This is a genomic window from Photorhabdus aballayi, from assembly GCF_026153155.1.
GTDB classification, from domain to species: domain Bacteria; phylum Pseudomonadota; class Gammaproteobacteria; order Enterobacterales; family Enterobacteriaceae; genus Photorhabdus; species Photorhabdus luminescens.
In genome coordinates, this window is record NZ_JAPFCD010000088.1 from 1 (window position 1) to 11,855 (window position 11,855).

Genomic DNA, 11,855 nt, shown 5'->3' on the forward strand with positions numbered 1-11,855 from the left:
CTTAAAACTTACTCTATCCATTGATAAATTAATTTTACAACCATTTAATTTTAAATTAATCCCCATATTTTCTCGGTAACATGCAAGCATATAAAACAGAAAATACCACACTACCCACTCTAATTACCTCACTATTTAAATTAATGAAGATTGATATAATTTCATGATAACCATCATATTTAACAATAAATAATTGAATTGAACCAAACATTACTATTATAAAGAAACCAAAAACAGATAGTATATAACTTATTTTTTCTCTATGAAAATTTTCATAAAAAAAAGAAAAAACAAAACAATCAATGATAAAGAATAGTACAGAAAAACATCCTGCCAAGTAGATTGAGTGGAAATTGTAACATCAATATAATCCATCATTATTTTTCCTTTTCTAGCTGATAAATACTCAGAGCTGTAGCGTTATCAACAATTAGTTCAGTAACTAAATTAATTCTGACATTTTATTATATCTTTTAAAAAATCATCTAGAATATCTTCTTGGCATTAAAATAATATACAATAAGGAAAATATAAAACCACCAACCTTTATACTTTCGCTTTTAAAATTAATAAAATTGGGTATATTGCACTCATATCCTGTTAGAATTAATTGAGCACTAGATAATAAAAGAACCAAGATAACACCAAGAATAACCATAAGATTGTTATTTTTTTCTTCTATTATTATCTTAAGAATAAATAGAAAAAACAATATAACAAGAGATAAAACATAATAGGATAATATATCCAACCATGATGATTTAGTAGAAATAATAATTTCGGTATAATCCATTATTGTTTTTCACCGGTAATTTATCGTCAACATTTAAACTTCCTTGGGAACATTATCATGATTAAAATTGAAAATATCACCGCACTTACTCTTATTATCTCATCATTTAAATTCAAAAATCTAAATGGTGGAATCAAGGAATAACTAAATTTAGATATAATTAATTGATCTGTGCAAAAAGAAAATAAAAACAAAAGATTAATTATACATAGAAAAATACTCCTTTTACTTTCTGTGTATTTTTTAATAAATAGAAAAAACATAGAAAAAATTATTATAAATAAAAAATATAATAAAAAATCCATACCGGATGATTGAATAGATATAATTAGCTCCTGATTCATATTATTTCTCTTTTTTCTTCTCAATTATTGCATATTTCTTTACTCTGTTTGCTGTTAAATAGAAATACTACTCCTTCAAATGATTTATTTCAAACTGAATAAATTCAATTGCACCATTTGAAGATAAACAATGAATACGAACCTGACCTAATATATCCTCTACAAAAAGATTTATTTTTGAATTAAAATCCATTCTTATTTTACTATGAGTTAGATAGCGAAAAGATAAAGTTTTCGCCAACTCTCTCAATTCCCTTACCTTCAAATCCAATAAGTTATCTTGCCTCATATCCCCCCTATAAAACCGATTTCTTATTTTCAAACCACAAAATCATTAATATAGATTATGTAAAATAACAAAAATAAACCAACAAAGAAACAATGAACAGAGCTATATAGATAAATCCACTCTAATAACGAGTGGATTTTCGCACAAACAAATAGATTAAAATGATTAAACTAAGATACGTAGCATACGACGCAGAGGTTCTGCGGCTCCCCACAACAATTGGTCACCTACCGTAAAAGCAGATAAATACTCTGGCCCCATATTCAGCTTACGTAAACGCCCTACAGGAGTATTCAACGTGCCTGTTACCGCTGCCGGAGTTAATTCGCGCATACTCAATTCGCGATCATTTGGGATAACACGAACCCAGTCATTATGCGCAGCCAGTAATTGCTCAATTTCAGGAACCGAAATATCTTTTTTCAATTTCAAAGTAAATGCCTGGCTGTGGCAACGCAACGCCCCGATACGAACACACAAGCCATCCACAGTAATGATATTATTACCGGTATTGAGGATCTTGTTGGTTTCTGCCTGCCCTTTCCACTCTTCACGGCTTTGGCCGTTATCAAGTTGTTTATCAATCCACGGGATCAAACTACCTGCCAGCGGCACGCCAAATTGCTCAGTTGACATAGCACCGCTACGGGTAAAATCCGTTACTTTTCTTTCAATATCCAGAATAGCCGATGCCGGATCTTGTAGCTCTTTTGCTACCTGAGTATGTAGAGCTCCCATCTGAACCAGAAGTTCACGCATATGGCGAGCACCTGCACCAGAAGCCGCTTGATAAGTCGCAACAGAAGCCCATTCAACCAAATCATTGGTAAACAAACCGCCCAAAGACATCAACATTAGGCTAACAGTACAATTACCACCAACAAAAGTTTTTATGCCTTTATTAAGACCTTGCTGAATATGCGTATGGTTAACCGGATCAAGAATGATGATGGAATCATCATTCATACGCAGTGCTGACGCCGCATCAATCCAATATCCCTGCCAACCTGTTGCTCTTAACTTTGGATAAATCTCATTAGTATAATCTCCCCCCTGACAACTAATAATAATATCCAAAGCACCAAGAGCTTCGATATCGAAAGCATTCTGTAACGTACCTTGCTGACCAGTAAAATCAGGTGCTGGCTGTCCGTATTGTGATGTCGTGAAGAATACCGGACGAATAACATCAAAATCCCGCTCTTCAATCATACGCTGCATTAATACTGAGCCGACCATACCGCGCCAGCCGATAAAGCCCACATTTTTCATCATTATTATCCTACTTTGGTGAGTGTTGATCAGTGATTCTGATTACACCAAAGCTGACAAAATATGACCAGGGACGCAAGTGAATTTATTCACTAATTCACAAGATATTTAGCAACGTAGTTAGAAAGGTACAGAACAAATCCAACACACATAAAAAAGCCACCTTTCGGTGGCAAAACGTCTGCAACTAGCTTTTAATTTTCAAATCAAACTTAATTGGCTTTTAGATTTTTCTTTAGGATGAGGCTTAACACTCGCCACTTCACCTGGTTTAGAAATAAAACGCACAAACGTTTCATGGCTGACAAACGTTGCACCACAATTGATGTTTTGACATTGGTTGTAACGTTCTTTTGTCTGGCAGGAATGTTCAAAGCTGCTGCGAGCATGAGCTGCTTTACCACAGAGAGGACATTTGATCATATTCTTTACCCTTATTTAATACACAATCTCATCACGTGAACATTATAACATAAGATCTCAATTAGAGAACAATCATTTCATATCGAGATCATTAACTTTTACTTCTAGCTCCAGCTGTGTTGTAAAACCTCCTTGATTTATCGTGTGAGTAGCCTTTGTTACCGTCCACTCTGCCGCATCTATTTCTGGTTTAAAGCCAACAACTTTCACCGGTGTTTCCGGGTAGAGGTCAGCGCGACCCAGAGCTAGTTGAATAGAAAACGATGCCGTCCCCCTCTGCATTTTCTCCCAAGCAGCTTTGGCCGCACGCTCAGCACTGGCTTTATCAGAATAAATATGAGAAAGCACTAACACATTATCCTCACTGCCTACCAGATAGTCCGTTTCCTTATTTACACTTTTTGACCGAGAAAATTGCATAGAGGTAGTCTGTTCCCTCTTCAAATGGATCTCTCCTTTGGCTCCTTCCTTCGATTTAATGTATTCTATGGAGGTTTTCTGTTTCCCTGCCTGCTTCCCTTCCTGTTTTTCCTTTCCTTCCACCTTCGAATGGATTTCTTCTTTATGCTTGTTTTCTAATTCATCGCGTCTAACAGATACTGTCTGTTTTTTCTTTGGGTTACGCGTATCCTGCCACTGTGCCTTCACAACGGTATAAGCTTGGCGATCAGCTAAAGAGAACTGATGACTATCCCCAGACTCACGACTTATCACCACAACAGGGATCTCTTTACCACTAACTGTTTTATTTTGCCCCTGTCGAATAAAGATCAGTTTGTCATCTTTTATCGAAGCGATAATCCCTTCCCGCTTTGCTAACCGGGTAAGGAAACTGCTGTCAGACTCATTTGTTTGATCGATATGGATAGTAATGTTCTCAATATCTTTACCTACGGAAGCTTTCAAGTTATTTCTAGCAGCGATCGTACGAACAATTTCTCCAATCTTTCCATGATAAGACTCTTCATGTTTCTTGTTGATTACCCCACGAAAATCAGCACTGCGCGCTCGGATAGTCAGCCTATCTGGAGCACCACTGTGTTCAATCTCATCAACGATAAATTTACCTTTAGGGACTAATGGAGATCCATGCCAGCCTAATTCTAGAGAGAGGACATTTCCCCTAGAAGGCAGTTTTAGCCCATTGTCTGCATCATCCAGCTCGATATCGAGCTGATCAGCTTCCAAGCCACGATTATCTGTCATTGTTAGCGACATCAGACGAGATTGAATACTCCCACTGATATTCTTGTTATCAACTTCCAGAAGAAATGCAGGAGCACTATCTTTTCCTGTCACCAGATCGAGTTTAGGCATCCAATTCAAGTCAGGAATCCAGCCCATTTTCTGCATTATGAAAATACCCCCGTGACTTTATTTACCAGTTTATCTTTGATACCAGGAAGCTTATCTTTAATATCAGAAAGCTGATCCCGCAAGTCACCGAACATCTCAAATAGAGATTCATCCACCCGCCGTAATGTCAGGGTAAACTCTATTTTGCGGGCAGCCCCATCTGAAAAGAATTCAGTTTTTGTCTCGTCGATACTTTCAATGACAAACATGCCGTAAATCGCACCATTGCCACCAATAAAAGACCAAGCTTTACCACTGTCAGCCATAAGCTTGAGAGCCAACAATGACAAACCTCCACCTGTAAGTTCGGGATGTAATGTTCCAGAAAGCGTAATAGTGTCATTCTCTGGCCCCAAAAATTGCCAAGCAGGTCGTATTCCAACTCGACTGTTAAAAGCATGTCGCCATGACTGTCTATATTGAAAATTTTGATATGGTGTGGTTTTCAGCATAAAAACAAATAAACCCAATGCAGCCATCATATTAAAAATCCTCCCTGTCAGAGAATGAACTACGTAAACGAGCCTGTTGCATACGCTCCCGCTGCTCAAGCTCATGCCTGACCATACGGGCAATATCTTGTGCGGATTGCCCCGGCGAACCATAGACATAAATGTGATATTGCGGTGCTTCGTGGTGTTGCTGCGGCTGACTTCTTTCCGCTCTTTCCTGAACTTCAGGATAAGCATGAACCGGCAAACTCTGAAAATGCATCGGAGCAGTTTGAGCAGCAGCCATAAATGGCATCATTGCCCCCACTGATAGCCCTAGCGCAGCATATGCAGCCGTTTTTTTCCGACTGGTAACATTTGCAGGGCCTCTTATAATTTCAGGTCCATATTCACCGACAATGCCAAACCGCCCAGCAGGAATAATGCCGCCTTTGTCGTGGGCAGTAGCAGCAATTACTGTAGCTGCATCAGAACTAGTACTACTATTAGTGACTTCCTGTGATGCTTTTACCGCGACTTCAGCTTTTGAGTCTCCTTTCAACCACGACTTCACCCAATCAGTAATGGAAGAAAATTTATCTATTACTGATTTATATTTTTCTTTAATTCCTTCTAATAGGCTGTTAATAATTTCAGCTCCAAACTTCTTAAATTTTTCTGGTAGGCTTTTTACATCATTGACAATCTCATCCCATTTATCCGAAACAGATTTTTTTATGCCCTCCCAAAGCTGGGTGAATTTAGGCCCTAATGACTCCCAATTCTGCCAAATATAAACCGCTGCCATTGCAATTAAACCAATAATGGCAAGGATTGGGTTTGCCATCATTAAACGGCCAACAAGCATCATGGTGCGCCCCAATATACTGAGAGCATTACCTAAAAGACTTAAAGCCTGTACGCCTACATTCCCCAATATTTGCAAGGCATTACCTAAAAGACTTGGAGCCCGTACCCCCACATTCCCCAATATTTGCAAGGCATTACCTAAAAGACTTAAAGCCCGTACACCCACATTCCCCAATATTTGCAAGGCATTACCTAAAAGACTTAAAGCCCGTACACCCACATTCCCCAATATTTGCAAGGCATTACCTATTGGTCCAATAACCTTTGAAGTGACACTCCCTAGCGAACCAAAGATTGTTCCTAAACCGGCCCCTGCACTCCTCAGCCTAGTGAAACCGGATATTGCCATTCCCACCATTGACAACAATGGACTAATTCCTTGCAGCAATGTGCCGAATACGACTAAACCCCCACCGATAGCCATTGTGACCGTTGCAAGAGTAGAAACCAGACGGGGATTGGCTTCCATCCACGCTCCAATTTTGTCAACAACTATCGTTATTTTCTGAGTGACTCCCCTTAAAGAGCCATCTACACCAGAAGAAATTTGAACACCCAAATCACGCCAAGCGGCATTAAGTTTTTGAATATCACCGTCAAGGTTATTTGTTATTTCAGATGCTGCTTTTTGAGCTGTCCCATCCACTTGCGGACCTTTCAGCTTACCAATCTCAGTCTGTAATCCACCTGTCCCGGCTTGACTAGCCAACACGTCTAAAGCAGGAGCTGCATCGTCACCACCAATCGCATTAAGATAATTATCACGTTGTGCTTGATTTAAAGAACGAGTTTTATTATCCAACTCAGCCAAGATATCAGGTAATTTCCGTAGGTTACCTTCAGCATCACGCGTCTTGATACTGAGTTGCTCCAACGCCTCTGCTGCAATTTTTGGAGGATTTGCCAATCGCCCTAAAATATCTTCCAAAGCACCACCTGCAGCTACCCCATTAATATTGGCATATGATAGTTTTCCGATAGCAGCAGCTACAGTTTCAAAATCAGTCCCTAATGATGTCGCTTTTGGGCCAACATATTGTATGGCATCACCCAGAGCAGCCAGTGTAGTTCTAGAACCAATAAGAGTGGCTGCCATCACATCGTTGGCATGGCTCATATCTTTAGACTGTAACTTAAAACTAGCCAACGCATTAACACCAATCTCAGCGGTAGCAGCTAGATCCATACCGCTAACCCGAGACATGGCTATCGTGCCAGGCATCATATTTTTTATCTGTTCTGGCGTATAACTCGCTGAAGCATAAGCAAGATGCCCTTGAGCAACTTGGTTAACTGAAAGCCCACTGCTTTTACTCTCTTCACGAATTTGTTTACGTTGCATAACGTATTCAGGAGAATCTTTTCCAACATTAGTGAGCACCTGAAGTCTGGACATTAAGGGCTCTAACTCATAACCCGGCATAACTATATTTTTGCCGGTTTCCAGCATATTAAGCCCTGTTGACTTTGCTTTTTCGCCTGTATTCGTAATACGCTCACTAAACTCTCGGATCCTACCAAGGTGACCATTACTTCTACTTCCCTTATTCCGATTATTAGTAGATACGGCTCCTTGTATACGATTCGAGACAGGTTGAAGTTTATCAATAGACTTATTTAACGATTTAATATCGCCGCGAATTCGCGTAGTTTCCTGTGCATATTTTACAATAGGTTTAAGATCATTAACTGACTGATTTAATAACTTAAGTTCGTTGATAATTAACCAAATTAAACCTCGATTTTCTTTATTTCCTTTACTTTTACTGGTTTGTACAATTCCCTGTGTATTATTCTGAATAAAATTAAACTCACTAACCGACTTATTAACCAACTTAAAATCATTGCGGATCTGCACAGTCTCTTTCGTATTGCTCTGAACAGACAGAGATTTATTAATTAATTGATTAAACAATTTAAGATCAGTTCTAGTACTTATCCGCGCAGTTTCCTGCGCATATTTTAGAACAGGCTTGATACCATTAACGGACTGATTTAATAACTTGAACTCACCTTGGATTTTCCAAACCGAATCCATCAGCTTTTTACTGTCTCGTTGTACGGATTTAAAGGAGTGGGTCAGCTTACCAACAGCACTTATAACTGTTTTCAGCTGTAATTGTATATTACTCATTTTCTGCACCACTTCGTAAGATAGCCCGATGTCGCCAGTCCAATAATTCTGGCAGTGACATTTCGTCTGTTACTGCCGGAGACCAGTGAAAAACGGTGGCAATATCTGCCACCAACTCATCTACTATTAGTCGTTCTGGGAACCGGACTTGACCGACTTCGGCAACAAAAAATTGACCACCTCCACACTAAGATTGATCAGATCACCAGGTGACATTGTTAGCAGATCGCTCTTTGTTAGCGCTGGCGCGGTAATGCGCGGCAAAACCAGCACCATAGAATCCACATCCATCTCCAACAGAGCTTGTAACCGAGCACCACGCAATGCACCACTGTTAGGTTTACGTACTACTACTTCCGTAATGTCACTATTGCCACGCACCAGAGGTTCTTCCAATACAATTGTTTTCTGATCATCGTTTTGAGTAATTAGTGTTTCTGTCATGGTTCAACCTTGTTTATCCGATTAAGATCTATCCCATCAGGCGTTATTAATATGGATAAATAGCCTGATGAGATAGGGTATAAATTAAAGACCGATAGCGCTGCGATGTTGCGCCAAACGATCTACTCCGCCGACTTTTTCAACCATATTGATGGTGTCTATTTCAATCAAAACTTCCCCATCCCATGTCAGTTTAAAATAAGTATTTTTAGCGGTAATTTTGGTCTGGGTGTTATCTCCTTGCTTATAAGTGCCGTGATCAAACTCTTGGAAGCGACCACGCATCACGACTTCAACAGCAACAATGTCACCAGTATCATCGCGCTGGCAAGAACCAGCAAAACGCAGCATGACACCATCCGCTTTTGCCATCCCCCATTGCTTATAGAGCTGAGACTCCATTCCACCCAAAGTGAATTCTGCATCTAGTGCGCCCTCATCCAAGCCTAAATCCACCATTGCGCTACCGCTCATCCCACCACCACGATAGGCTTCCAACTTACGGCTTAGCTTAGGTAAAGTAAGCTCTTCTACTATTCCCTGATAGTTATTGCCATCATTAAACAAATTCAGGTATTTAAGTTTGCGAGGTAATGCCATCAGTGCCCCCTTAGCTGTTGATGCTTTTCGCGAAATCCATTAGGTAACTATCTGTAATGCGCTGGCGTAACATCATGTTTTCCAGTGGCGGTACAGGTGTGTAGTTGTAATCAATGGTCAATTTGCCCGCTTTTAGGGTGTCTTTATCATTGGCTGTTTCGTCATACCAGCACTGGCCATCAATGATGTAACCCCCAGATTTCAGCTCGCGGAATTTGGCATTAATGCCTTCGATAATGTCCCGAACCAATGATGGAGTCAGTGGTTTGTCGATTGCCCACATATGAGCATCAGCCATTGTATCGGCCAGCACTTGTGCGGTACGAGTGTAACTTTCGAACTGGAACAGGGGATCATCCGCACAAGTACGGGAGCCCCAGAAGCGGAAACCATTTTTGCGGATAAGAGTTGTAACGCCACTTTTGTTCAACAAATCAGCATCTGTTGCAGTATCTTGCAAATCCCAGAATACATCTGCGGAAAGACCAGTTACACCATTAACACCAACGTTAGACAGAGTTTTGTGCCAACCGGTTTCTTCATCGACTTTAGCGCGCAGACCCAGTGCACGAGCAGTAGCGTAAGCAATAGCCTCGCTATTAGAAACAGCATCCCAACTCAAGAAGTCAGGCCAGATCAACATCAGTTCACGCTGACTAAAGTTTCCGCGATATTTGATAACTTCTGTGATATTTTTACATCCGTAAGCACTAACATAAGCCATTGCTTTCAGCTTTTGTGCAATACTTGCTAGTTCAGTAGCGACAGCCTTTGAATCCAACCCAGGCACGCCCAAAATGCGGGGTTTTACACCCAATTGGCTTTGTGCTGCCAACAAGGCCTGCATACCCGTTTTTTTACCCTCATCAGTGACAGAACCAATGATGTTGGTAATGGTTTGCTCTTCCGTTTCGCTTTGTGCTACACGGACAACAACAGTAACGGGCTGGGCCTGATCTGCGATAGCTTTGAGTGCCTGATACAATGTACCGGTTTTACCAGCCTTGCCGCTGGCGCTCAATACATCGGTAATCAAGACCGGAGTATTTAATGGGAAAGTTTTTTCGTCTGCATCAGGGGCAGTACATACCATACCAACAATAGCAGTGCTAACTGTTGCAATGGTACGAGTGCCTTCATTAATTTCCTGTACACGGACGCCATGATGATATTCTTGTGCCATAATTAGCGATTCTCCTGTTAAGGTGTTCCGCTATGTTGAAGCATTCGGTCTACTAAATCACGTGATGGGAAATGTGTGGAAGGTGATACAAATTAAGTAGTTAATCTATTTTTTCTAAGTATTTAACCAGAATATTTTTTAAATAAGGTTTCATAATAGTGCTACACCCATTTTTTGTCTTCCTGGTTCTTGCTGTGATGAAAACGATTTCAAAAAGGCATCAACATAATTAAGCAACTGCCACATAAATTGACAGCTATGATTTCGCGTTACTGTCTCATGGAGCGATTGCCATAACCGTTCTATTTTATTTAGCCACGGGGAATAAACCGGTAAAAACAACAAGGTAAATTTGGGATGTTGGGCCAACCAATCCTTTACCTTCTGACTTTTATGAATACAGTCATTATCTAAGATTAATGTCAGGGTTTCCGCATGGGGATATTGATGATTCAGTTCATCTAACATTTTGATAAATAAATCAGAGTTCTTTTTTATTCCCTTAACATAGGCGACTTGTTCTGTTTGGGCATTGAGGCAGCCCGCAAGGTAATATTTTTCATTTTTTCCCGGGGGTGATAACCCGTTTTTGTTGCCCTTTGAAACACCAGTCCGCCCCGATTTTCGGATTGAAATCAATATCCACCTCATCTTCATAGAAAACGGGATGTTTTTCTGAGATATTCGCTTTAGCTTCCGTGATCTTTGCCATTTTCTCATCATATTCAGGATCGGGTTGTTTTACCGTTGGCGCTGCTCTGCGCCAGACAGTCCCCACCTGAGCAAAGTAACGATAGAGAACACTTTGTGTCAGAGAGATGTTGAGTAATTCATTAAGGGTATGAGTTATAAGCTCAAGGCTCCAGCGAGAGCGGGGAGAGATCCCAGACAGCAGGTCGGCCAGCCGGTAAACTTTTGAGCCCTTCCAGTCCATATAATGTAAACCTCTCAACCCAACGATTGACGGAAGAGCGTGCGGCATGAAGGTTTTTGGCGACATAAGTCACTGTCAATCCTTCATTGAGCATCAATAACGCCGTTAATCGACGGGAATAGTTCTTATCACGGGTTTTATGGATAAGTTTTCTCATTTTCTGGCATTCATCTTGAGGTATAGGTGCTATGATAGGCATCACTCAGTCCGTGTTGGGGTTTGGGATTTTTCGCAATTGATCAGATCGCAAAAATCGGACTGAGTTCCCTCCAAGTGATCTATTATTTTGAAAAGTTATTTAAATAGTGGGTAATTAAACAATATAATATCAGCATTTGTTTTTTCCGATTGTGGCTTTTGATAAAGAATCTTTTTGCCCATTATGCTTATTATGTCATTGATGTTTATCCGTCAACACTTTACTCCTGAGCATAATTAGCCATCAGCCAACCTCTCATTTATCCTTTTAATAATTAATTCCCATTCCATTTCTATTATTATACTCATAGCATAGAAAGATTTTCCCCATAGCAGTACTGATACCAATGCTGTCAGTCAAACTCTAAAAATGAAAGCCTTGTCTACTTAAAAGCAAAATGTGACTAGATTTTTTACACTACACCTTAGTAATCATTTATTTTCCAAATAACTAATTCGTTACTTTTTTTAAATAATTTTAAATATCATTTCACCCCTAATTTATTAACCGTTTTCCACTGATTTTATTCCTAAAAATTCCTTCACAATTTTCACTATATTTAAGCACGCGAAGAAACTATTTT

The 11,855-nt window shown here is 39.8% G+C and carries 11 protein-coding genes and 1 pseudogene; all 12 read right to left on the reverse strand.

Annotated features, from left to right (window positions below; all coding sequences use genetic code 11):
• Window positions 1–481: 481 nt before the first annotated feature.
• The 12 genes and pseudogenes from OO184_RS23725 to OO184_RS23780 all read right to left on the reverse strand — a co-directional run bounded on the left by OO184_RS23725 (window position 482) and on the right by OO184_RS23780 (window position 11,272).
• Entirely contained in the window at window positions 482–793 is a 312-nt protein-coding gene (locus tag OO184_RS23725) for a hypothetical protein (protein WP_265381282.1), read from the reverse strand.
• A gap of 411 nt (window positions 794–1,204) precedes the next feature.
• Window positions 1,205–1,426, reverse strand: a complete 222-nt coding sequence (locus OO184_RS23730; protein ID WP_265381283.1) for a hypothetical protein — start codon at window positions 1,424–1,426, stop codon at window positions 1,205–1,207.
• 165 nt (window positions 1,427–1,591) lie between these two features.
• Window positions 1,592–2,698, reverse strand: coding sequence for an aspartate-semialdehyde dehydrogenase (gene asd / locus OO184_RS23735; protein ID WP_265381290.1), 1,107 nt, complete (start codon window positions 2,696–2,698; stop codon window positions 1,592–1,594).
• A gap of 201 nt (window positions 2,699–2,899) precedes the next feature.
• Window positions 2,900–3,121 carry an ogr/Delta-like zinc finger family protein gene (locus tag OO184_RS23740; protein WP_036811072.1) on the reverse strand — a complete coding sequence of 74 codons (222 nt, stop codon included), beginning with the start codon at window positions 3,119–3,121 and terminating at the stop codon, window positions 2,900–2,902.
• Window positions 3,122–3,193: 72 nt separating this feature from the next.
• Window positions 3,194–4,474, reverse strand: coding sequence for a phage late control D family tail protein (locus tag OO184_RS23745; RefSeq protein WP_265381284.1), 1,281 nt, complete (start codon window positions 4,472–4,474; stop codon window positions 3,194–3,196).
• Window positions 4,474–4,959 carry a phage tail protein gene (locus OO184_RS23750; RefSeq protein ID WP_265381285.1) on the reverse strand — a complete coding sequence of 162 codons (486 nt, stop codon included), beginning with the start codon at window positions 4,957–4,959 and terminating at the stop codon, window positions 4,474–4,476. The genes OO184_RS23745 and OO184_RS23750 overlap by 1 nt, the downstream gene beginning before the upstream one ends.
• Before the next feature lies 1 nt (window position 4,960).
• Complete coding sequence (locus OO184_RS23755) at window positions 4,961–7,912, reverse strand: phage tail tape measure protein (protein WP_265381286.1); 2,952 nt, start codon at window positions 7,910–7,912, stop codon at window positions 4,961–4,963.
• Entirely contained in the window at window positions 7,905–8,024 is a 120-nt protein-coding gene (locus OO184_RS23760) for a GpE family phage tail protein (protein ID WP_011144425.1), read from the reverse strand. Before OO184_RS23760 ends, OO184_RS23755 begins: the two co-directional genes overlap by 8 nt.
• A gap of 14 nt (window positions 8,025–8,038) precedes the next feature.
• Entirely contained in the window at window positions 8,039–8,356 is a 318-nt protein-coding gene (locus tag OO184_RS23765) for a phage tail assembly protein (RefSeq protein ID WP_265381287.1), read from the reverse strand.
• A gap of 84 nt (window positions 8,357–8,440) precedes the next feature.
• Window positions 8,441–8,956 carry a phage major tail tube protein gene (locus OO184_RS23770; protein ID WP_265381288.1) on the reverse strand — a complete coding sequence of 172 codons (516 nt, stop codon included), beginning with the start codon at window positions 8,954–8,956 and terminating at the stop codon, window positions 8,441–8,443.
• A gap of 10 nt (window positions 8,957–8,966) precedes the next feature.
• Window positions 8,967–10,139, reverse strand: coding sequence for a phage tail sheath protein (locus OO184_RS23775; protein WP_265381289.1), 1,173 nt, complete (start codon window positions 10,137–10,139; stop codon window positions 8,967–8,969).
• Window positions 10,140–10,289: 150 nt separating this feature from the next.
• Window positions 10,290–11,272 (reverse strand): annotated as a pseudogene (locus OO184_RS23780) (IS630 family transposase).
• Window positions 11,273–11,855: the final 583 nt, after the last annotated feature.

Bases quoted from the DNA above. Each gene is read 5' to 3' on its own strand.
- OO184_RS23725 (WP_265381282.1), bottom strand. From the start codon at position 793: ATGGATTATACCGAAATTATTATTTCTACTAAATCATCATGGTTGGAT.
- OO184_RS23730 (WP_265381283.1), bottom strand. From the start codon at position 1,426: ATGAGGCAAGATAACTTATTGGATTTGAAGGTAAGGGAATTGAGAGAG.
- asd (WP_265381290.1), bottom strand. From the start codon at position 2,698: ATGAAAAATGTGGGCTTTATCGGCTGGCGCGGTATGGTCGGCTCAGTA.
- OO184_RS23740 (WP_036811072.1), bottom strand. From the start codon at position 3,121: ATGATCAAATGTCCTCTCTGTGGTAAAGCAGCTCATGCTCGCAGCAGC.
- OO184_RS23745 (WP_265381284.1), bottom strand. From the start codon at position 4,474: ATGCAGAAAATGGGCTGGATTCCTGACTTGAATTGGATGCCTAAACTC.
- OO184_RS23750 (WP_265381285.1), bottom strand. From the start codon at position 4,959: ATGATGGCTGCATTGGGTTTATTTGTTTTTATGCTGAAAACCACACCA.
- OO184_RS23755 (WP_265381286.1), bottom strand. From the start codon at position 7,912: ATGAGTAATATACAATTACAGCTGAAAACAGTTATAAGTGCTGTTGGT.
- OO184_RS23765 (WP_265381287.1), bottom strand. From the start codon at position 8,356: ATGACAGAAACACTAATTACTCAAAACGATGATCAGAAAACAATTGTA.
- OO184_RS23770 (WP_265381288.1), bottom strand. From the start codon at position 8,956: ATGGCATTACCTCGCAAACTTAAATACCTGAATTTGTTTAATGATGGC.
- OO184_RS23775 (WP_265381289.1), bottom strand. From the start codon at position 10,139: ATGGCACAAGAATATCATCATGGCGTCCGTGTACAGGAAATTAATGAA.